This window comes from Rhodococcus sp. O3 (assembly GCF_048897285.1).
In the GTDB taxonomy this organism is placed as follows: domain Bacteria; phylum Actinomycetota; class Actinomycetes; order Mycobacteriales; family Mycobacteriaceae; genus Rhodococcus.
Genome location: NZ_JBMBTE010000088.1, coordinates 1 through 21,339 on the forward strand (window position 1 = coordinate 1; position 21,339 = coordinate 21,339).

The 21,339-nt window shown below is 69.6% G+C and carries 16 protein-coding genes, 1 tRNA gene and 1 pseudogene; 10 read left to right on the plus strand and 8 right to left on the minus strand.

What is annotated here, in order from left to right:
* Positions 1-10 precede the first annotated feature (10 nt).
* Together ACN675_RS20785 and ACN675_RS20790 are read right to left on the minus strand one after the other, a co-directional pair.
* Positions 11-778, minus strand: a complete 768-nt coding sequence (locus ACN675_RS20785) for a L,D-transpeptidase (protein WP_420752647.1) — start codon at positions 776-778, stop codon at positions 11-13.
* Between the two features lie 173 nt (positions 779-951).
* A complete protein-coding gene (locus ACN675_RS20790) occupies positions 952-1,173 on the minus strand; it encodes a DUF3618 domain-containing protein (RefSeq protein ID WP_197256744.1) in 222 nt (73 codons plus the stop codon).
* Between the two features lie 71 nt (positions 1,174-1,244).
* On the opposite strand from ACN675_RS20790, the gene bcp reads away from it, so the two are divergent.
* Positions 1,245-1,718: a thioredoxin-dependent thiol peroxidase gene (bcp, locus tag ACN675_RS20795; protein WP_420752648.1), complete on the plus strand. Its 474-nt coding sequence runs from the start codon at positions 1,245-1,247 to the stop codon at positions 1,716-1,718.
* A gap of 24 nt (positions 1,719-1,742) precedes the next feature.
* On the opposite strand, the gene ACN675_RS20800 is transcribed toward bcp, so the two are convergent.
* On the minus strand, positions 1,743-3,122 hold the full coding sequence (locus ACN675_RS20800; RefSeq protein WP_420752649.1) for a dipeptidase: 1,380 nt from the start codon (positions 3,120-3,122) through the stop codon (positions 1,743-1,745).
* A 194-nt stretch (positions 3,123-3,316) separates the two neighbouring features.
* Between ACN675_RS20800 and ACN675_RS20805 the strand changes: the two genes are divergently transcribed.
* Positions 3,317-4,180, plus strand: a complete 864-nt coding sequence (locus ACN675_RS20805; protein ID WP_420752650.1) for a cyclopropane mycolic acid synthase family methyltransferase — start codon at positions 3,317-3,319, stop codon at positions 4,178-4,180.
* 129 nt (positions 4,181-4,309) lie between these two features.
* Positions 4,310-5,125, plus strand: a complete 816-nt coding sequence (locus tag ACN675_RS20810; RefSeq protein WP_420752657.1) for a TetR/AcrR family transcriptional regulator — start codon at positions 4,310-4,312, stop codon at positions 5,123-5,125.
* Between the two features lie 15 nt (positions 5,126-5,140).
* Here ACN675_RS20810 and ACN675_RS20815 read toward each other — a convergent pair whose 3' ends face one another.
* Together ACN675_RS20815 and ACN675_RS20820 are read right to left on the minus strand one after the other, a co-directional pair.
* Positions 5,141-5,542, minus strand: coding sequence for a holo-ACP synthase (locus ACN675_RS20815; protein ID WP_248673984.1), 402 nt, complete (start codon positions 5,540-5,542; stop codon positions 5,141-5,143).
* A gap of 41 nt (positions 5,543-5,583) precedes the next feature.
* On the minus strand, positions 5,584-14,874 hold the full coding sequence (locus ACN675_RS20820; RefSeq protein ID WP_420752651.1) for a fatty acid synthase subunit beta domain-containing protein: 9,291 nt from the start codon (positions 14,872-14,874) through the stop codon (positions 5,584-5,586).
* A 407-nt stretch (positions 14,875-15,281) separates the two neighbouring features.
* Between ACN675_RS20820 and ACN675_RS20825 the strand changes: the two genes are divergently transcribed.
* Both ACN675_RS20825 and ACN675_RS20830 read left to right on the plus strand, forming a co-directional pair.
* Positions 15,282-15,779 carry an HNH endonuclease gene (locus ACN675_RS20825; RefSeq protein ID WP_420752658.1) on the plus strand — a complete coding sequence of 166 codons (498 nt, stop codon included), beginning with the start codon at positions 15,282-15,284 and terminating at the stop codon, positions 15,777-15,779.
* Positions 15,780-15,796: 17 nt separating this feature from the next.
* A tRNA-Leu gene (locus ACN675_RS20830) sits at positions 15,797-15,878 on the plus strand.
* Positions 15,879-15,944: 66 nt separating this feature from the next.
* Here ACN675_RS20830 and ACN675_RS20835 read toward each other — a convergent pair.
* Entirely contained in the window at positions 15,945-16,328 is a 384-nt protein-coding gene (locus ACN675_RS20835) for a putative quinol monooxygenase (protein WP_420752652.1), read from the minus strand.
* Positions 16,329-16,471: 143 nt separating this feature from the next.
* On the opposite strand from ACN675_RS20835, the gene ACN675_RS20840 reads away from it, so the two are divergent.
* Genes ACN675_RS20840 through ACN675_RS20850 form a run of 3 tightly spaced genes read left to right on the plus strand, consistent with a single transcriptional unit; the run spans position 16,472 to position 17,696 of the window.
* Positions 16,472-16,894 (plus strand): transcriptional regulator, encoded by a 423-nt coding sequence (locus tag ACN675_RS20840; protein ID WP_420752653.1) that lies wholly within the window; start codon positions 16,472-16,474, stop codon positions 16,892-16,894.
* Complete coding sequence (locus ACN675_RS20845; RefSeq protein ID WP_248673988.1) at positions 16,891-17,259, plus strand: DUF3817 domain-containing protein; 369 nt, start codon at positions 16,891-16,893, stop codon at positions 17,257-17,259. Before ACN675_RS20840 ends, ACN675_RS20845 begins: the two co-directional genes overlap by 4 nt.
* Positions 17,256-17,696 carry a protein-tyrosine phosphatase family protein gene (locus tag ACN675_RS20850; RefSeq protein WP_420752654.1) on the plus strand — a complete coding sequence of 147 codons (441 nt, stop codon included), beginning with the start codon at positions 17,256-17,258 and terminating at the stop codon, positions 17,694-17,696. Before ACN675_RS20845 ends, ACN675_RS20850 begins: the two co-directional genes overlap by 4 nt.
* Here the strand turns inward: ACN675_RS20850 and ACN675_RS20855 are convergent.
* A pseudogene (locus ACN675_RS20855) lies at positions 17,693-18,935 on the minus strand (oxygenase MpaB family protein). The gene ACN675_RS20850 and the pseudogene ACN675_RS20855 overlap by 4 nt on opposite strands.
* A 117-nt stretch (positions 18,936-19,052) precedes the next feature.
* Between ACN675_RS20855 and ACN675_RS20860 the strand changes: the two are divergent.
* A complete protein-coding gene (locus tag ACN675_RS20860; protein ID WP_420752655.1) occupies positions 19,053-19,613 on the plus strand; it encodes a TetR/AcrR family transcriptional regulator in 561 nt (186 codons plus the stop codon).
* Positions 19,614-19,822: 209 nt separating this feature from the next.
* On the plus strand, positions 19,823-21,109 hold the full coding sequence (locus ACN675_RS20865; protein WP_420752656.1) for an MFS transporter: 1,287 nt from the start codon (positions 19,823-19,825) through the stop codon (positions 21,107-21,109).
* Positions 21,110-21,172: 63 nt separating this feature from the next.
* Here the strand turns inward: ACN675_RS20865 and ACN675_RS20870 are convergent.
* On the minus strand, positions 21,173-21,339 hold a 167-nt coding region (locus ACN675_RS20870; protein ID WP_420752659.1), incomplete at its 5' end, for a non-canonical purine NTP pyrophosphatase.

A 21,339-nucleotide genomic window follows, 5' to 3' on the forward strand; every position in this document is an offset into this window, starting at 1 on the left:
CCGGCCGGCGTCACCACCGGATGACGACCGGGTCCCCGATCTTCACGTTGTCGAAGTACCACCGGGCGTTCTCGGTGCTCAGGTTGATGCACCCATGGCTGACGTTCGCGTAGCCCTGCGAATCCACCGACCACGGTGCGGCATGCACGAAGATTCCGCTCCACGTCAGACGGACCGCGTATTCGGTGTCGATCCGGTACCCCTCGGGGTCGTCGATCGGAACGCCGTAGGTCGACGAGTCCATCACCAGCTCACGGAACTTCTCGAGCACAGGGAAGGTCCCGGTCGGCGTCTCGTAACCGGGCTTGCCCATCGACGCCGGCATGGTCCGGACGATCTCCCCATTCAGGGAGACGGTGAACTGGTGCGTGGACAGGTTCGCCACCGCGACGAATTCGTCGCCGGTTCGGAACTGCGTCCGGGTGCCGCCGGCCAGGACGGTGACAGCGGTGTGGCCCGGCCAGAATCCGTCCGGAACCCACTCGAGGTGACGGTCGTCGCGCCACCGAAAGTCGCCGGCGACGGGCACGGACGGGATGACCGCGACGGATCGTTCGGCGGCGGCCCGATCGGTCACCGGGGCACCGAAGCGGACGGTCACCGGCTGCGCGATACCGACCACGGCCCCGTCCGAGGGCGTCAGCGCGTCCACCGGAGGCCCGCCCGGCGGCGCGATGCCGATGCGGCCGGCGGAAGCGGCCGACCCCGTCACCAGCGCGACGGTCGCGGCGAGGATCGCGACCAGGACGAGTCGTGCAACATGCTGCGCAGTCCGCATGACCGTCACCCCTTCGAAGACGAGACGATCGACGTCTTCTCAGTGAACCACGCAAAGATGTGAACCACGACAAGATCGAAGTCGCAAGAAAGTGACATGTCACAGCTAGCGGCGCAAAAACGAGGGCACCGCCGTCCGCGAACGGACGACGGTGCCCCCGGATCGACGGGTCGTCAGCGCAGCAGTCTGCGCAGAACCAGAGCGCCCACGACGACGCCGACCGCGATGACGGCGTACTTGACGTTCGGCTGGTTCACCTTGGCGACGAGCGTCTGCTTGGTGTTGGCAACAAGTGTCTTCGGATTGGTCCGCGCACTCAATTCGTCGAGCGTGCTCGCGAGCTGGTTGCGGGCGTTCTCGATGTCCCGCTCGATGGCCTCGGTGTCCCTACGCACGTGATCCTCCAGGAGTCGCTGTGTGTGCTGCGACCACGGTAGTGGACGCGCGGTCCACTACCGTGGCGGACGTGACGGATAACAGCAGACTCGCCCCCGGCGACCCCGCGCCCGAGTTCACCCTCCCCGACGCCGACGGCAACGAGGTGTCGTTGTCGGACTACCGCGGCCGCAAGGTGATCGTGTACTTCTACCCCGCCGCGAGCACGCCCGGCTGCACGAAGCAGGCATGCGACTTCCGCGACAACCTCGCCGAACTGAACGACGCCGGGCTCGATGTCGTCGGGATCTCCCCCGACAAGCCCGCCAAGCTCGCGAAGTTCCGCGACAAGGAGGAACTGACCTTCCCGCTGCTCTCCGATCCGGAGAAGACCACGCTCACGGCGTGGGGCGCGTTCGGCGAGAAGAAGATGTACGGCAAGACCGTGACCGGCGTGATCCGCTCGACCTTCCTCGTCGACGAGGAGGGGAAGATCGAGGTGGCGCAGTACAACGTGCGCGCCACCGGGCACGTCGCGAAGTTGCGTCGCGACCTGTCGGTCTAGCTCGCGGACCGCTCGGCAGTCGCTCTAGCTCGCGGACCGCTCGGCCAGGGACAGCAGGAGCAGCGCCTCCGCGACGGCGAGGTTCTCGATTTCCGTCGGGTCCACGCTCTCGTTCGGAGCGTGGATGACGCTCCGCGGCTCCTCGACACCGATCAACGCGATCTCCGCCCCGGGCACGGCCCGCTGCAGGGCCGTGCACAGCGGGATCGAGCCGCCCTGGCCGGCGGTTCCCACCTCGCGCCCGTACGCGGCCGCGAGCGCCGCACGCAGGGCGGCGTATCCGGGACCGTCGGTGGCCGCGCGGAACGGTTCGCCGAGGGCTTCGCGCTCGATGCGCAGGTGCGCACCCCACGGCACGTGCGCTTCGAGGTGGGCGACGAGGGCGTCCTGCGCGACCAGCGGGTCCAGACCCGGCGGCACCCGCAGGTTCAGCCGCGCCGAGGCGCGAGGCACGATCGCCGCCACCGAGCCGACGACGGGCGGTGCGTCGATGCCGAGCACGGTCAGTGCCGGCCTTGCCCACACGGCGTCGGCGACCGTGCCGGACGACAGCAGCGACACCCCGTCGAGCACACCGGCGTCGGCACGGAACCGGTCTTCGGGATAGGGCACCCCGTCCCACTGCCCGAGGGTGTCGAGGCCGTCGACGACGGTGTTGCCGTGTTCGTCGCGCAGGGTGTTCAGCAACCGGACGAGGGCGGCGAGCGCATCGGGCGCAGCCCCGCCGTATTGCCCCGAATGAACCTCCCCGGCAAGGGTTTCCACGTGGACGACGACGTTCGCGATACCACGCAGCGACGTCGTGACGGTGGGCCGGCCGACTTCCGCGTTGCCGCAGTCGCCGATCACGATCAGGTCGGCGGCGAACAGGTCGGGGCGCTCCGCGACGAGGTGTTCGAGCCCGGCACCACCCATCTCCTCGGACCCTTCGACGACGATCCGCACTCCCACCGGCAGGGGTCCGTCGGCGAGGGCCGCGCGCAGCGCGAGCAGATGCATCACGATGTTGCCCTTGCAGTCCGCGGCGCCCCGGCCGTACCAGCGACCGTCCCGTTCGGTGAGATCGAAAGGCGGGGTGAGCCACAGGCTTTCGTTGCCGGGAGGCTGAATGTCGTAGTGACTGTAGAGCAGAACCGTGGGCGCTCCGGCCGGGGCCGGACTGTGCCCGACGACGGCGGGGCAACCGTCGGACGTCTCGACGAGTTCGATGTGCTCGATACCGGCGGCGGCGAACGCGTCCCGCACCCAGCGGGCGGCGGCGAGACACTCCTCCGCGGGGAACTGTCGCGGGTCCGCGACCGAACGGAAGGCGACCAGTGTCGCGAGTTCGGTTCGGGCGGTGGGCATCGCGGCCCGGATCCGGTCGCGGATCCGCTGCAGGGTGTCGGTGTCGGTCACGCTCACACGCCTCCTCGGAGTGTCGGACGAAGGTCTCACGATCGGGCACCTGCTCGTCCTGTTCGGTGCCCGTCGCAATCGTAGGTCGCGCGTGCCCTCCGCCGTTCCGTGCCGCGCGGCGCGGCGACCGCGTAGCGTTGTTGTTCGACATCCGGGCCACCGTCGAACCAGTTCCGGCCCGTGGACGGAAAGGCACTGCGATGCCCACCGAACTGTCACCCTTCTACAAGCAGGTCCAATCCCACTACGACCTGTCCGACGAGTTCTTCGCCCTGTTCCTCGACCCGTCGATGACCTACAGCTGCGCGTACTTCGAACGGGACGACATGACGCTCGAGGAGGCGCAGACCGCCAAGATCGACCTGGCCCTCGGCAAGTGCGACCTGCAGCCCGGCGCGACCCTGCTCGACATCGGCTGCGGCTGGGGATCGACGATGTTCCGCGCGGTCACCCACTACGACGTCGACGTCGTCGGCCTGACCCTGAGCCGCAACCAGTACGAACACGTCGCGGCCGAGGCCGCCCGACTGCCCGGTCCCCGGACCGCGCGGGTCCTGTTGCAGGGCTGGGAGGAGTACACCGGCACCGCCGACCGCATCGTGAGCATCGGGGCGTTCGAACATTTCCGCCGGGAACGCTACGACGAGTTCTTCGAGCGGTGCCACCGGATGCTGCCCCCGGGTGGGCGGATGCTGCTGCACACCATCATCGGGCACACCCTCGCGACGCTGAAGTCCCGCGGCATTCCCGTGACCCGCGAGAACGCCCTGTTCCACCTGTTCATCAAGCGCGAGATCTTCCCCGGCGGGCAGCTTCCGCAGCCCGAGGTGGTCGTGGCGGGCGCCGAACGCGCCGGGTTCCGCGTCGAACGCGTCCATCCGCTCGGCCCGCACTACGTCCGCACGCTGGAGCACTGGGCCGCGGCGCTGGCGGACCGGCGCGCCGAGGCGGTCGCGCTGTCCTCCGAGGAAATGTACGAACGCTTCATGAAATACCTGCGCGGATCGGCCGATCATTTCCGAACCGGACATATCGACGTCATGCAGTTCACCCTCGCCGCATGAGCACCGTGAGCACGCTCGGCCGTGTTTGCTGCGACTCGCCCTCACGGCAATCTCTCGGCATTCCCGCGCACTGCGGCTAGCCTGGGGCGCGTGGAGTCTGCAACGAACGTGCGCAAAGCACCCCGCCGGATCGATCCGGCGTTGGAAGTACAAACAGCGCCACAAGAACTCGTGCCGCGGCGGCGACCGACGCAGGAACGCAGCCGGCGCAAGTTCGACGCCCTGCTCGCCGCGTCCCGCGAACTGCTCACCGAGGTCGGATTCGAGTCGTTCACCTGCGAAGAGGTCGCGTCCCGCGCGGACGTGCCGATCGGCACGCTCTACCAGTTCTTCGCGAACAAGTACGTCATCGTCTGTGAACTGAACCGCCAGGACCTCGTGGGTGTGCAGGAGGAACTGGCCCAGTTCAACGGCAAGATCCCGTCGGTCGACTGGCTGCGGTTCCTCAACAGCTTCGTCGACCACATGGCCGGGCTGTGGACCACCGATCCGTCCCGCCGCGAGGTGTGGCTGGCGATGCAGTCGACCCCGTCGACCCGCGCGACCGGGGCCATCCACGAACGCAAGTTCGCCGAGCAGGTCGAGCGGATGCTCGCACCGCTCACGCCCGACACACCGAGGCCGCGCCGCAAGCTGATGGCCGAAGTCCTCGTCCACGTCGTCTACTCGATGCTGAACTTCTCCGTCCAGGACGATCAGACCCACGCCGACGCGGTCGTCGAACTGAAACGGCTGATGGTCGCGTACCTGCAGGTCGCCGAGCAGGACTCGAGGGCCCGGGCGAAGAAGCGCAAGCGACTGCAGGCCCGCGCGGAGGAAGCCGCAACCGGCGACGGGGACGGCAGCCGCGAGAAGGGTGAGACCGCCGACGCGGACACGGTCCCCGATTCGAGCGAGACCCCGGAAACGAGTGAAGCCGAGGAGGCTGCAACCTCCCCGGCTTGATCCGGTCGACCGGATCTACGCGTCCGGAGCCTCCTCGAGAACGACGAACGCTCCGGCCATGTCACCGTCGTGTGTCAGCGAGACGTGGATGCTCATGCCCGCGAGGTGCTCGGCGACGGCACCGTGCAACCGGATACCGGGCCTGCCCCACGCATCCGAGACCACCTCGATGTCGCGGTGAATGCCCTCCGGCAGCACCGGTGGGTGACCGAACAGTGACGCCGACCATGCCTTGATCAGCGCTTCCTTGGCCGCCCACCGGGCTGCGAAGTGGCGTCCCGGACGGGAGCTGCGGGTGTTCGCGTCGCGACGCTCCCCCGGCGTGAAGCTCGTGAGCATCGTGGTGCCGGGACGACCCAGCTGCTCCTCGAACTCCGTCACCGAGACCAGGTCGAACCCGACACCCGCAACTCCCATCCGCGCCTGCTACCTATCCCGTCGCTTCGCTCGCCCCGGCCCTACTTGCAGCCGGGCAGACCCGAGCGGTACACGTCGTCGTCGCCGAGACGCGCTTCCGCGCTGAGCAGCACGTCCGCCTCGAGCTGACGCGACGCCGCCGCCGGAACCCCGTCGCCGCCGAGGCGACGATCCGCCGGACGCTGGTACAGCGCGGCACCACCGGTCATCGCGTCGGCCAGGCGACGCTTGCCGGCGACCGTGCGCTGCTGCGCCTGCGCGAGGTAGGCCTCGCGCCGCTCGGCGGGGATCGCCTCGACGAACGCCTGCGGGTGCACCACCGCGATCAGACCGGACACGTGCCCGAACCCGAGGCTGGTCAGCAGACCGGCCTTGAGCGCGTACTGCTCGCCGAACCGGATCGGGGTCCGTGCCCACACCAGGTGCTCGAACCGGGCCATCTTGTCGTCGACGCAGTCCAGGCTGCGGTTCGGCGGGACGACGCCCTGGCTGAGGACCTGGCACAGGCCGATCAGCTGGAACGCTGCCGCGCCACCCTTGGCGTGACCGGTCAGGCTCTTCTGCGACACCACGAACAGCGGGTTGCCCTCGCTGCGGCCCAGCGCGCCGGCCAGGCGTTCGTGCAGCTCGGCCTCGTTCGGGTCGTTCGCCGCGGTCGACGTGTCGTGCTTGGAGATCACGGCGATGTCGTCGGCGGTGACACCGAGCTTGCGCAGTTCCTTGGCCAGGCCGGACTCGAGCCCACCGCGACCGGCGCCGAGAGCACCGATGCCCGGGGCCGGGATCGAGGTGTGCACGCCGTCGGCGAAGGATCCCGCCCAGGCGACGACACCGAGAACCGGCAGGCCCATCTCCAGCGCCAGGTCACCGCGCGCCAGCAGCACCGTGCCGCCACCGGCCGATTCGACGAACCCACCGCGACGGCGGTCGTTGGCCCGCGAGAACCGGTTGTCGCTGATGCCCTTGCCGGTCATGTCCTCGGACTTGGCGGTCGCGGACATGTCACCGAAGCCGACGATGCCCTCGATGCCCAGGTCGTCGAAGCCGCCGGCCACGACCAGCTGCGCCTTGCCCAGCTTGATCTTGTCGACGCCCTCCTCGACCGACACCGCAGCCGTGGCGCACGCCGCGACCGGGTGCACCATCGCGCCGTAGCCACCGACGTAGGACTGCACGACGTGCGCGGCGATGACGTTCGGCAGGGCTTCCTGCAGGATGTCGTTCGCGCGGGACTCGCCGAGCAGCGTGTCGATGTACAGCGACCTCATCGAGGACATGCCGCCCATACCGGTGCCCTGCGTGTTCGCCACCAGCGACGGGTGCACCCAGCGCAGCAGCTCCGACGGGGTGAAGCCACCGGTGAGGAACGCGTCGACGGTGGTGACGATGTTCCACAGGCCGACCCGGTCCACCGACTCCGCCATGTCCGCGGGGATGCCCCACTTGGTGACGTCGAATCCGGTGGGGATCTGGCCGCCGACCGTGCGGGTCAGCTTCGCCTTGCGCGGCACGCGGATCTCGGTGCCGGCCTTGCGGGTGACCGTCCAGTCGCCGGACTCGGCGTCCACGGACGCGACCGTGTTCTCCGGGTCGGCGTCGACGAACGCGCGGGCCTCGGCCTCGGAACCGACGACGAAGGACAGGTCCTTGTCGAGGAACACCGAGGTCAGCAGCGGTGCGGTGTTGTCGACCATGGCGCCGTCGTCGGCGTAGCGCCGGATGCCGCAGCGCTCGACCACCGCGTCGTGGTAGCGGTCGGCGATCTCCGACTCCGGCACCAGCTCACCGGTCTCGGTGTCGTAGAAGCCGGGCTTCGGGTCGTTCTCCCACTCCACCAGGCCGGTCACCCAGGCCAGCTCGAGCACACCGGCGGCCGACAGTTCCTCGTCGACCTCCATCTCGAAGCGGGTGCGGGCCGAACCGTAGGGGCCGAGCTCGCCGGCGCCGACGATCACGACCAGGTCGGCCGGGTCGACGTCGAGCTTCTTCCACGCCGGGACGGGCAGGGCGGCGTCGAGTCGCGGCGCGGACGGCAGGGCCGCGATGGTGCCCGACTCGTCCTCGTCCTCGGTCTCGGCGGCGTCGGCCGCGTCCTGGGCCTGCTTCGCGAGGGCCGGCAGGTCGACGTCCGCCTCCGACAGTCCACCGGTCAGGTCCGCGACCAGCGGCTTGTCGGCGGCGAGGCGGCGGGCCTCCGGGCCGACCAGCTTCAGCAGCTCGGTGGCCATCTCCTGCGTCGACCAGGTGCGCACACCGGCCGCCTCGACGGCCTCGACCAGCGGGTCGTTGCCGCCCATCAGGCCGGTGCCGCGCACCCAGCCGATGAGAGCGTGCGCGAGGGTGACGCGCTCGGCCCACGTGCGCTCGGCGTTCCAGCGGTTGACCACCGCGTCGAGCGCGGCCTTGGCCTCACCGTAGGCACCGTCGCCACCGAACTTGCCGCGGTTCGGGGAACCAGGCAGCACCACGTGGAGGTGAGTATCGACGTCGCGGTCGTTGCCGATGGCGGCGAGACCGGCGATGAGCCGCTCCACCGACCACAGCAGCACCCGCATCTCCATCTCGGCGCGGGCACCCGCGTCGGCGAGGGAACCGGCCACGCGGGGCGCGGCGAAGGGGAACAGCAGCGTCGGGGTCAGCGCGTCCTTGATCAGCTTCTTGGCGCCGCCCGCGTTCTCCACGGTCTCGGTGCCGATCCACTCGATCAGGGCGTCGACGTCCGCGTAGGACGCCATGTTCGCCGGGACCACCCACAGGGCCGCGCCGGCCCGTGCGCTCTCGGCGTACAGCTTCTTGTAGAAGCCGAGGCGGCTGTCGTTGAGGCTGGACGTGGTCACGACCACGGTCGCGCCACCGCCGAGCAGCTTCGCGGCGACGGCTGCGCCGATACCGCCCTTGCTGGCGCCGGTCACGACCGCGACCTCGTTCGCGTATTCGGCGTCGGCGACGTCCGCGGCGGCGGTCGCGATGCGGCCGAAGGTCTCGGCGAGCACGGTGCGGCCGGCCTCGGTGGCCTTGCGCTGCCAGAACGTGGCGTGCGCGGCGACGGTCGCGCCGGCACCGGCGAACCGCTCGACCTCGATCTCTGCACCCAGCCACACGCGGGCCAGGTCCTCGCGGGCGGTGGCCCAGCGGTCGTCGATCAGCACGGCCTTGCGGGCGTCGAACGCCGGGGCGACCTGACGCGGCCAGTCGGAGCCGAGCTCCGCGGAGACCAGATCGACCAGTTCGCTGTCCGCCTTGTCCGCCAGACCCGAGGTCTGCTCGGCCAGGCCGAGCTGCTCGAGCACGAGGCGCGCGGCGTTGGCGAGCACACCGTCACGGCCGGTGATCTGCTCGGCGAACTCGCCGAGAGCGGCGGCGTCGACGGTCGCTCCCCCGCCGCCACCGGCGGCCGGCATGGATACCGCGATACCGCGGCGGCCGGCGACGGACTGCACGGCGGCGTCGATCAGCGTGTCGACGGCGGAGGCGTCGGAGAGGGCACCCTGCGACAGGCCGCCCAGGTCGCCGCCACGGATGGAGGCGCCGTCACGGCTGCCGAGTGCGACCTCGGCGGTCACGTGCTGGGTCCAGCCTTCGCCCAGGCCCCACACCTTGGTGACGCGCTCGGCGATGTACGCCGGGCGCTTGCCGGACGGTCCGAACACCTTGCGCAGGTGATCGTTGATCGAGTCGGTCAGCACCGGGCCGAACGGGCGGTAGGTGCGGGCCAGGCGGTCGACGGTGGCTGCCAGCGCGCCCATGTCGGCGTCCGCGGCACCGTCGATCGCGCCGAGCGACAGCTCGGAGCCGAGGTCGACGAGCAGCTGGTTACGGCGCGAGGACACGCCGTCGCACAGCGCCTCGATGGTGTCGACGGGGCCGATCTGATCCGGACGCAGCTTCGTCCACAGCGCGATGAGCACCTTGGTGGCGTCGGCGGCCTTGAACGCGATGTCGTCGGGACGCGGTCCACCGGCCGGAGCGGCCGGAGCCGCTGCCGGGGCGGGAGCCGCGGCGGCCGCCGGGGACGCCTCCGCTGCCGGAGCAGCGGGCTCGTCGTCCTCGACCGGAGCCGGATCGACGTCGGTCGAGTACACGATCGACGCCTCACGCTCGATGTTGAGCACCTCGACGGGCTCACCGAAGCGGCCGGGCAGCTTCAGGGTCTGCGACGCCAGGTTCGCGACGGTCGGGGCGGCACCGAGGCCGACCTCGACGAACCGCTCGACACCGAGGCCACCGTCCTCCTCGGGAGCGAACAGCAGATCCTGCGTCTCGATCCAGCGGACCGGCGACGCGAACTGCCATGCGAGGAGCTCGGCGAGCACGACGCGGGTCAGTTCGACCGGCTTCGCGGCCCAGGCGTCGAAGTCCGCGAGGACCGCGGCGAGGGGCTCCGAGGGAACCAGATCGGCGATCTCCTGGATGAACTCGCGGCCCAGGTTGAACGGCTTGGGCACGAGGTTCGGGATGTAGCGGCCGATGAGGATCTTCGGGTCGATCTGCTCCGGGAGCAGGTGCAGCAGACGCTCGCGGAAGTCGTCCACGCCGCCGCGCAGGACGGTCGAGTGGAACGGCACGTCGATGCCGGGGACCAGGATGAACGCGCGCTTGCCGCCGAACTCGGCGACCTTGCGCTCGATGACCGTCTCCAGGGCCTCGAGACCGGCGACCGTGCCCGCGATGGCGTACTGGGAGCCGCGCAGGTTCAGGTTCACGATCTCCAGGAACTCGCCGGCCTCGGCGGCGACGCCGGCCACGAAGTCCTGCAGGTCCTCGTCGGCGACACCGAACTGCGACGGCCGGATCGCGGCCATGCGGTAGTTCGAGCGGCCGTGCTCGTCACGCGGGACGAGGGCGTGCATCGCCGAGCCGCGCTGGAACACGACCTCGAGCACCGCCTCGAGCGGCAGCACACCGGCGACCGCGGCGAGCGCGTTGTACTCACCGACCGAGTGGCCCGCGAGGAACGAGCCCTCGACGAACGCTCCGGCCTCGCGGAGTTCGGCGATCTGCGCGACACCGAGGGTCGCCATGGCGACCTGGGTGAACTGCGTCAGGTGCAGCACGCCGTCCGGGTGCTTGTGGGTGACGCCGCGGGCCTTGAGCACGGTCGGGTTGTCGCGCACGACGGCCAGGATCGAGAAGCCCAGCGCCTTGCGGGTGTGCTTGTCGGCGCGGTCCCAGATCTCGCGGGCGGCCTTGCTGCGGGCACGGGCGTCGAGGCCCATGCCCGGACGCTGGATGCCCTGGCCCGGGAACGCGTAGACGGTCTTCGGGGCGGCGGTGCGGCCGGTCGCGACCATCACCAGGTCGCCGTCGACGCGGCAGCCGACCTCGATGATCTCGGCGCCCTTGTCGGTGCCTACGCGGTCGACACGCACGTCGATCTGCGCGCCCGGACGGACCATGCCGAGGAATCGGGCGGTCCACGCGGTCAGGCGGCGGACCGGCAGCTTCGCGTCGGCCTCGAACGCGGTCACCACCTGCTGGGCGGCGGCCGACAGCCACATGCCGTGCACGATCGGCGAGCCCAGGCCGGCGAGCAGCGCGGCGTTGTCCGAGGTGTGGATCGGGTTGTGGTCGCCCGAGACGCGAGCGAACGCGCTCATATCGGTCGGGGCGACGATCACGGCATCGCGGCGGCGTCGACGCGGGGTGTCCGCGGCGTCCTCCGACAGCGATCCACCGGCGCGGACCGGGTCGGCGAGCTCGACGGTGCCGGTGCGGCCGCGGATCGCGAACCGCTCGACCAGCTGCGCGACGACGTTGTCGCCGGAGCCGTCACCGTTGTCGGCGGCGATGTCGACACGCACCTCGACGACACGACCGAGGTCGGTGTCGGCGACGTCGGCGACCTGCGCCTTGACACCCAGGATCGCGGGATCGGTCGGCAGACCGTTCTTGACGTCGATGGCGTGGTCGAGGTGGACCAGATCGAGCATGCCCTCGATGACCGAGAGGTTGTCGTCGGTCTTGGACGCGCCGAGCGCCGCGAACACCGCGGGCCAGCACGCACCGACGAGCACGTCGGGCACACCGTTGGGGCCCGTGGTCAGGTTGGCGGGCAGGCCGGCGCCGGTGACACCGGCGTGGTCGGCGATCTTCTCGGGCAGCCAGCCGAGGGTGATCCGGGCGGCGCCCTTCTTCACGGCCGGCAGCTCCTGCCCGGCGGCGACACCGAGCAGCGCAGACATCGACGCGGCGGCGTCCGCCTCGGTGACGACCGGCGCACCGCCGGTGCGGACGGAGGCCGGGACGGTGATGCGGATCTCGACGGCCTTGTCGCGCAGCAGCGGCACACGCAGGCCGACGTGCTCGTCGTCGAGGACGTTCAGGGTCGCACCGGTCGGGGCGTGCACGGCGGCACCGTCGGCCTCGACGGTCCACTCGGCGACATCGCCGAGACGGTGGACCGGGTTGAGGGTCTGACGGCCGGCCCACGCGACGTCCGGAGCGGACAGCACGGCGTCGAGCAGCCCCGCGGCACGGTCCTGGTGACGACGTGCGACGACCTGCACCGGCTCGGCACCGGCGGCGAGCAGCTCGTCGATGGTGGCCTTCTCGAAGCGGTCGAGCAGCTCACCGACGGGCTCGTCGGCGCGGGTGATGCCCGCGACGGCGACGGTGCCCGGGATGACGCAGACCTGGTCGGCGGTGTAGCGCGGGTCGTGCGCCTGCCACAGCGAGTCCGAGCGCCACCAGCGACGCACGTCCTGGTCGACGACCGGCACGAAGTTCACCGGCTTGCCGGGGGTGCGGCACAGGGAGATGAAGAACGGCACGTCGGCCGGGTGCAGCACGACGTCACCGGCGTCCGGGAACTGCCCGGTCAGCGCCTTGAGCGCCGCGTAGGGCCGCTCGAGCACGGCGTCGTCCGCGAACAGCGTCGGGATCGGGCCGCGGTCGACCGGATGCAGGCGGGCCTCGGCACGCTGCAGCATCTCGCGGAAACGCTCACGCCACGACACGTCCAGCCACGGGCTGGTGTGGGCCTCGGCGACGGCGTCGCCCAGGTCGGTGCCGCAGTCGAACTCGCACGCGGAATCGGTGCCGACCGCAAGCTCGAGGTAGCGAGTGAGCCACTGCAGGTAGGTCATCTCGGCGACATCACCGAAGTACGGCTTCGCGGTGATGTCCAGCGCGGCGATGATCTCGTCCCGGCGGGCGGCGACGGCGTCGGCGTCACCGGCGACCTCGTCGAGCAGGCGGCCGGTGCGCGATGCGGCGTTGTCGATCTCGTGGATGTCGGCGCCGAGCTGGCTGCGGCCCGAGGCCATGCCGCCGGACGCGGTGCCCGCACCGACCCAGTCGGGGGTGCCGGGGGTGTCGACGAGCAGCTGCTTGACCTCGGGAGCGGTGGTCGCCTCGAGGGTCGCCATCGCGGCGGTGCCGACGAGGATGCCGTCGAGCGGCATCGCCGGGAAGCCGTACTCGGTGGACCAGCGGCCGGTCAGGTAGTCGGCAGCCCGCTCCGGGGTGCCGATGCCACCGCCGACGCACAGCACCAGGTTCGGGCGGGTGCGCAGCTCGGCGTAGGTGTCGAGCAGCAGGTCGTCGAGGTCCTCCCACGAGTGGTGACCACCGGCGCGGCCGCCCTCGATGTGGACGATGACCGGGTAGTCGGGGACCTCGTTCGCGATGCGGATCACCGAGCGGATCTGCGCGACGGTGCCCGGCTTGAACGCGACGTGGCTGATGCCGGCCTCGGTGAGCTCCTCGATGATCGAGACAGCTTCCTCGAGCTCCGGGATACCGGCGGTCACGACGACACCGTCGAACGGCGCGCCCGCAGCGCGGGCCTTCGGCACGAGACGCTTGCCGCCCACGTGGAGCTTCCACAGGTACGGATCGAGGAACATCGAGTTGAACTGCACGGCGCGACCCGGCTCGAGCAGCTCCTTCAGCTCCTCGACGTGGTCGGCGAAGATCTGCTCGGTGACCTGGCCACCACCGGCGAGCTCGGCCCAGTGGCCGGCGTTCGCGGCGGCGGCGACGATCTTCGGATCCACCGTCGTCGGGGTCATGCCCGCGAGCAGGATCGGCGAACGGCCCGTCAGACGGGTGAACGCGGTCTCGACGCCGAGGCGGCCGTCGGGCAGAGCGACGGGCTTGGGCGCGAACTCGGTCCACGCGCGCGGCACCTCGGGCTCGGCGCCCGGGGTGAGCAGGTTGCGCTGGCCACCGCGGGTCGCGGCGGCGATGATGCCGACGCCCTGGCCGCGCAGGCCGGAGGAGGTCATGCGGGTGAGGAGCTCACCGGGACCGAGGTCGAGGATCCACGAGGCACCCGAGGCGACGGCACCGTCGACGAGGTCGACCCAGTCGACCGGGTCGACGAGGATCGCCTGCGCGAGGGAACGGGCGAGCTCGACGTCGAGGTCGCAGCGCGACGCCCAGTCGGCGACCTGCTCGACCGCGTCCGCGAGGGCCGGGTGATGGAAGCCGACCTCGGCGGAAACCGGCTCGAAGGTTGGGTCGAACACGGCACCGCCGCGCTTCTTCGACTCACGCTCGCGGGTCTCCGCGGCGGAGATCTCCTCGCAGCGCTGCTGGACGCGTGCGAGCGCGGCCGGCGGGCCGGACAGCACGACGCGACGGCGGCCGTTGCGGATCGCGACGACGGCGCTGCGCTCGGGGTCCTGGCCCACGAACACGTCGGCGACGATGGCGCGCAGGCGCTCGGGATCGACACCGGCGACGGCGAGCATCGGGAAACGCTCGGCACCGGAGATGAGGCCGCGGCGGCGGCCGACGAGGGTCGCGGCAGCACCGATGAGCTGCGCGATCGCGAGGATCTCGGCGTCCTTGCGGCCACCGGCGGCGACGGCCTCGACCGACAGCACACCCTGGGAGTGGCCGATCGCGGCGGTCGGCGCGTGCGCGGACACGTCGAGACCCTGGTTGGCCAGGGCGCGCAGGGCGGCGACCTGGGTGAGGAACACGCCCGGCAGGGACACCGCGGCGGAAGTCAGAGTGGCGGCGGACGGGCCCGCGGCCGGCTGCTCGTCCTCGTCCGCGACATCCTGCTCGAGGATCCACGCGACGGGGTCGAAACCGGCGGGGCGCACGACCACCAGGTCGTGGGCGACGGGAGCGAGGGCTGCCGCGGCGGCGTTGACCAGGTCCGTCAGGACCGGCTCGAGGCCGTTGTCACGGCTGAGTTCGTCGAGCGAGCTGAGCCAGGGAGCACCCTGACCACCGAACGCGAGAGCGTAGGGCTCACCGGCGAGAATCTTGTCGACCAGCGCGCCGGGCCGCGAGGTGGTGACCCCCCGTTCGTTTGTGCGTCGTGATGCCTTCGAGTTCCGTCCGTTGTCGGCTGGTGTGGTCTCGTCGATCGTCACGCGTGTTGTTCCTCTCCTGAACACCCCTGCGGTCGAGGCGTGAATCCTGTGGAAGCACTCGCCGTCGTTGGCGTGTTGCATGGGCTCATCTGCTCTTATGTGCGAGGCCCAGATTGACACAGAATCATGAGGATTTCCTCATGTTTTGTTGCGCGAAGAGTGTCGCGCGGTGCCCTGACCAGTGATTTGTCTCACAGTAACGGCGAAAGTAACCCGCGAGTAGGTGTCGTAGGTGCTGGCTGCGCCGGTGCGTGGACGTCCACGAACCCGAGGAAACCCTCACGTTTATTGTTACCTAATCGTTACCATCTTGACGAGTGGGCGGCGGCGTGCTCGAGCGGCGAAACTTGTCGGACCCGACCGTTACCTTTGTCTCGATCGAACACACATTCGAGCGAGGGGGATCGATGACCAGACCGGTCAAGTACACGAAGGAAATGCTCGAGGAAGCTGTCCAGCACTGCGTCAGCTTCGCGGAGGTGATGCGCTACTTCGGCCTCAAGCCCAACGGCGGCCATCACACGCATCTCAGTCGGAGGATCAAAGCGCTCGGCATCGACACGTCACACTTCACCGGCAAACCACGTCTCCCCGGCGGGGCTGTCCTCCGGCGGCACTGGACGACCATTCTCACCGAGAAGCCTGCGGGCTTCCCACGCATGAAGCCCCACATGCTGCGCCGCGCGCTCCTCGAAGCAGGCAGACCACACCGTTGCGAGGGCTGCGGGATCGATCCGATCTGGAACGGCAAGGACCTCATCTTCCACGTCGACCACATCGACGGGAACCCCAACGATTCGAGACCGGAGAACGTGCGATTCCTGTGCCCGAACTGCCACACTCAGACTCCGACCTGGGCAGGTCGCCGGAGGTTCGGCTTCGAGTCGGGGCAGTCGAGTTCGTGACGTATTGTGTCCGTGGCGCGCGAGTGGCGGAATGGCAGACGCGCGGCGCTTAGAACGCCGTGCCCTAAGGGCGTGGGGGTTCGAGTCCCCCCTCGCGCACACGTAGCAGTACCGTGAACTGCGGAACAAGGCCACGAACTCTGAGAGTCCGGGGCCTTGTTTCGTTCACCGCTTCCGACTGCCGGCGAACGGCGCACGACGAGTTGCGACGACGTACTCCCACACGTCCAGGTCCGTCGCCTTCACACCGCGCGGCACTTTCGGGTGCGGTGCCTTCCGCCGCCACGCGTTCAGCTGCTCCTCCCCTGCCCAGATCTCGCAGATATCGATCCGCTCGGGGTCGATCGGGTCCGCGGTGATGGACAGGTCGACACAGCCCGGCGCGCGGCGGGCGGCTTCGATGAGCGTGCGGTATCCGGCCAGTGCGGCGTCGCGGTGCTCGGCCGGGAACCGGCAGTGACCTGCCACGACCACCATGGTCTCGTCGTCCCCGTTCGTCGCGGATTTCCGTTTCCCGCTGCTTCTTCGAGTGTTCGTCGGTGTGGACATCGTCGGCTTCCTTTCCGGGCTTTCGAATACCGACTCGGCCCGGGTTCCCGACTCATCACCTGCCCGAAAATCCGGCGTGACCTGGCGCACGGCAACCGACCGGTCTTGGCAGGTCGGCGCCCCATTCGGGTACCGTCGATGTCGTGTCCGAAACTCGTCGTCCGCCCCGCCGGGCCGCCCTGATCGTCCTGGTCCTCGTCGCGACGGCCGGATGTCTCGCTCTCGGGTACTGGCAGTGGACCCGCTTCGAGGGAGTCGGCGGTACCGCCCAGAACCTGGGATACGCCTTCCAGTGGCCGGCGTTCGCGTTCTTCTGCGTCTACGCGTACCGACGGTTCGTGCGCCTCGAAGCCGAGGAGTCGGAGGCCGAGGAGACTGGGGAACCCCGACCGTCCGGGTCGTCCGAGCCCACCGAGATTCCGGAACACCTTCTGCCCCCAAGGCCCGGCCGGAAACTCGAATCGGCCACCGACGCCGACCTCGACGACCCCGAGGCCCGGCAGACACTGGAGTACAACGAATACCTCGCGCAGCTTGCGCGCAGGTCCGGAAGGAGCGGTCAGTGAGCACCACCCCCGAGAAGACCGGCACAGCGCCGCGGACCCTCAGCGACGCCGACCGGAAGAAGATCTCCTCGGCGCTCCTGCGGTACCGCGTCCTCGCCTACGCGACCGGCATCTGGCTGCTGGTGCTGGTCGGCGAGATGATCGCCAAGTACGTGATCGGCATCGAGAACGTTCCCTCGTGGATCGCGATCGTGCACGGCTGGGTGTACGCGGTGTACCTGGTGCTCACGTTCGACCTGTCGATCAAGGTCCGCTGGCCGCTGGCCCGGACGATCGGAACGCTCATCGCCGGCACCATCCCGTTCCTGTCGTTCTTCGTCGAGCACAAGCGCACCCGGCAGGTGAAGGCCGACTTCGGGGTGTGACCCCCGAAGCTGTGGCACCTTGGGACCCCGCCGCCGCGGGCGTCCTGCGCCTGCCGTCGGGCCGGCTCGTCCGCGGTCGCGGCCTGCGCCATCCGTTGCCCGACGGTCCGCTTCCGACGTTCGCGGTGTATCTGCAGCGTCGCGAGCCTCCGCCGACACCGTGGCCGTCTCGCTGGGTGCGCTGGCCGGATTTCCGACTCCCGACCGACCATGTCGATGCCGCGGCCGCGATCCACGAGGCGTGGGAGCGCGCCGCCGGCGAACGGGTGGAGATCGCGTGTTCCGGCGGACTAGGACGCACCGGCACCGTCCTGGCGTGCCTCGCCGTCCTCGACGGTGTGCCACGCCGGGAGGCGGTCGCGTTCGTTCGCGAGCACTACTCATCCCGCGCGGTCGAAACACCTTGGCAGCGGCGGTATGTCACTCGGTTTCGCTAGACGTTCAACCTGCCGACAGTCGGTTCCGCAGCACCGAACTTCAGGCTCAGTTCCCGCCGCGCGGCCCGATCGCCGACCCGCTCGAGGAATCGTCGGCCCGCCGGGGTGCGGTTGATCACCGTCGACTTGACGGCGTTCCCGGCGACGACGGGGGCGACGGCCAGCGGCGGAACGGAGGGCAACCCCAGATCGCGCAGGCCCTCGGCTCCGAGGAAGAAGCGGAGCATGCTCAGCAGGCGCAGTCGCTCGTAGTGTCCGCGCAGCGTCGGGAACTGGCGGTAGTTCAGATCGCGCTGTCCGTCGACGAGTGCGCGGGACAGGTCGGCGCCGGCGGGCGTGACATCGTCCTGCACGAGCACGACGTGGTAGTTGAAACGGTGCTGCTGACGTTCGCTGTCGAACAGCCACTCCTCGTCGATGCCCATGAGCCAGTCCACGTATTTCCACAGGTGCATGACCGCGCGGGATTCGTCGCGCGAGACCCGGTAACCGAGGGCGCGGACGCCGAGAAGCAGTGTGCCGTTGAACAGTCCGAGGGTCGCGGCCTGGTCGGCCTGGTTGATGGGCAGGCCCCACCGCTGGGACGTCCCAGCGGCCGTTCGTCTCGAATCGGTGGTTGACCAGCGCATGCATGGCACGGACGTGCACGGTAAGTTTGAATCCTTCGCCGCCGCGACGCATTCCGCCCGGCTCGCCGACGGCGGTGCCCCACTTCTGGGTTTCGCCGAGGCGCCGCATGGCGGTCGAGCCGGTCAAGCCTCCGGTCGCGACCAGCAGGTCCGGCGGGCCACCGAAGCGGTAGCCGCCGATCAACGAGAGCTGGAGCAGCACGTCGTTGCGGCTGCGACCCATGCGGCGGAACGCCCGCGCGCCCTTCTCGAGCAGGTCGAAGTCCACCCACTCGGGCACCGTCTCGACGACCGCGAAGAACTCGCGCAGTGCCTCGGGAGCGTCGGGAACGGTGTCGATCCCGTGCTCGAGAGCCTGGTGGAACTGCCGCATCGTGACGCACTGCGGGTCGGTGCGGTGGCGACGCATCGCGTGCACGAGGGACGCACCGAGTTCGTCGCGCGCGAACATGCGCCGGCCGATCCGGTCGAGCAGTTCCTCGTCGACGCTGTCGACCTTTGCGAAGTGCTTCAGGGGTCGGCCGATGCGCTCGTTGCGCGGGCGAATTCCGGCGAACCGCGCGGGGTACGGACCGGCCTCGGTGGCCGTCGACGGCTCCCGTGTCATCATGCGGGTCATGTTCACACGAGCGTTTACTCGCATTCAATTCGCATTTCGGGGGCACCTGTGACGGCGCCCGACCGCCGGCAGATGCGTCGCACACCGCGGCAGGATCGGTCCCGTGCGATGGTCGAGCGCATCGTCGACGCGGGCCGGGCAGTTCTGCTGGAACACGGCTACGAAAGCGCGTCGACGAACCGGATCGCCGCCCACGCGCGCATCAGCCCGGGGTCGCTGTACCAGTACTTCCCGAACAAGGACGCGATCGTCGCGGAGGTCGTGGATCGGTGGACGACGGAACTGCATGCTCGCATTTCGCGCGTGTTCACGACGGCGCTCGAGGGCCCCACCTGGTCGTCGTCGGTGCGGGCCACGATGCTCGAACTGCTCGACGCGCTCGGCGAGAACCCGCGGTTGCTGCGGGTGATGATCGAACAGCTCCCCCGCACCTCGGGTAGTCGCCTCTCGGAGTTCGAGCAGCGTATCGAGACCCTGTTCGCGGTGTGGCTGCGTTCCAACCGCGCGCATCGCTCGGGCCGGCCTCTCGACACGATCGCGTGGATGCTGGTGCGGACCGTCGAGAACGTCGCGATCGCATACGTTCTCGAGCAACCGGACATCGATCGCGAGACGGTGGCGGACGAGATGACGGCGATGGTGACGACCTACGTGCAGACGGTGCTGTAGAGGCGGCTGAGCCGCCCGTATGCACTGATGGCGGCTCCGACCGCCATGAAGGCACACCGGGGGTTTCACACCCCTCTCCCTCGGGTACTTGCCCGAAATATCAGATTTCACCGAGGGGAACATTCGTGAAGACCGGTCCGGCAGACCAAGCTCTCCAGCCTCATCGAGAGTCACCAGGCCAGGTGCGGCGCGCCATCGGCGCGTCCGCGATGGGCAATTTCACCGAGTGGTTCGACTACGGCGTCTACGCCTACACCGCCACCTACATCGCCGATTCGTTCTTCCCCGGAGACCTCGAGTCCGCCACCCTGCTCACGCTGGGCGTCTTCGCCGTCTCGTTCCTCATGCGACCGCTCGGCGGCTTCGTGTGGGGACCGCTCGGAGACCGGCTGGGCCGGCGGCAGATCCTCGCCCTCACCATCTTGCTGATGGGTAGTGCGACGGTGCTGCTCGGCGCGGTGCCCTCGTACGAGTCGATCGGGTTCTGGTCGCCGCTGCTGCTCGTCCTGCTCCGCATGATCCAGGGCTTCTCGACGGGCGGCGAGTACGGCGGCGCGGCGACGTTCATGGCCGAGTACTCCCCCGACCGCAAGCGCGGCTTCTACGGCAGCTTCCTCGAATTCGGCACACTGGGCGGCTTCTCGGCCGGCGCGCTCCTCGTCCTGATGATCGACCTTCTCTCGACGGACGCGTTCATGGCGACGTGGGGCTGGCGGCTGCCGTTCTTCGTCGCGGGTCCGCTCGCACTGGTCGGGCTGTATCTGCGGTCCAAGCTCGACGAGACCCCGGTGTTCCTCGAACTCGAGGAGGCGCACCAGGAGGAGAGCAGCGTCGGCGCCGAGTTCAAGGACCTCATCGCCAAGTACTGGCGACCGGTCGTCAAGCTCATGGGTCTGGTCATCGCCCTGAACGTGTGCAACTACACGCTGCTGAGCTACATGCCGACCTATCTGGAGAACCGGATCGGGCTGACGAGCACGGCGTCGCTGGTCCTGGTGGTGATCGGGCAGCTCGCGATGATGGCGGTGATCCCGTTCTCGGGCGCGCTGTCGGACCGGATCGGCCGCAAACCGCTGTGGGCGGTGTCGATGGGTGGCCTGCTGGTTCTCGCCATCCCGATGTACATGCTGATGACGGTGAACTTCGGCTGGGCGATCGTGGCGTTCACCACCCTCGGCCTGCTGTACGTCCTGCAGTTGTCGACCATTTCGGCGACGTTCCCCGCGATGTTCCCCACGCACGTGCGGTTCGCCGGATTCGCGATCTCCTACAACGTCTCGACGTCGCTGTTCGGCGGGACCGCCCCCGCGATCAACGAGTGGCTGGTCGAGCGGACCGGGAACGATCTCGTTCCGGCCTTCTACATGATGGGTGCGTGTGCGGTCGGCCTGGTCGCGCTGTGCTTCGTGGCCGAGACGGCGGGCGCGTCGCTGCGCGGCCGCGGCATCCCGGGCATCGACAACCCAGCGCATCCCACCGCCCTGGCGCAGGCCTGACGAACCGGAAGCCGCTCCCCGCCCGCACATTCGGGCAGGGAGCGGCCGTGTTCGGTCCCGGGCTCAGCCCCTGGTCAGCGCCTCGAGCGCCGGCACCAGCAGCGCGAGGGCGCGCCCGCGATGCGACGCCGCGTCCTTCTCCTCCGCGCTGAGCTCGGCAGAGGTGCATTCCTCACCTTCCGGCCGGAACACCGGGTCGTATCCGAAGCCGTTGGTGCCGCGCGGCGCGC

Excerpts from the sequence above, each read along its gene's own strand:
- ACN675_RS20825 (WP_420752658.1), top strand. The coding sequence starts at position 15,282 with ATGACCAGACCGGTCAAGTACACGAAGGAAATGCTCGAGGAAGCTGTC.
- ACN675_RS20835 (WP_420752652.1), bottom strand. The coding sequence starts at position 16,328 with ATGTCCACACCGACGAACACTCGAAGAAGCAGCGGGAAACGGAAATCC.
- ACN675_RS20860 (WP_420752655.1), top strand. The coding sequence starts at position 19,053 with ATGGTCGAGCGCATCGTCGACGCGGGCCGGGCAGTTCTGCTGGAACAC.
- ACN675_RS20785 (WP_420752647.1), bottom strand. The coding sequence starts at position 778 with ATGCGGACTGCGCAGCATGTTGCACGACTCGTCCTGGTCGCGATCCTC.
- ACN675_RS20815 (WP_248673984.1), bottom strand. The coding sequence starts at position 5,542 with ATGGGAGTTGCGGGTGTCGGGTTCGACCTGGTCTCGGTGACGGAGTTC.
- ACN675_RS20865 (WP_420752656.1), top strand. The coding sequence starts at position 19,823 with ATGGGCAATTTCACCGAGTGGTTCGACTACGGCGTCTACGCCTACACC.
- ACN675_RS20805 (WP_420752650.1), top strand. The coding sequence starts at position 3,317 with ATGCCCACCGAACTGTCACCCTTCTACAAGCAGGTCCAATCCCACTAC.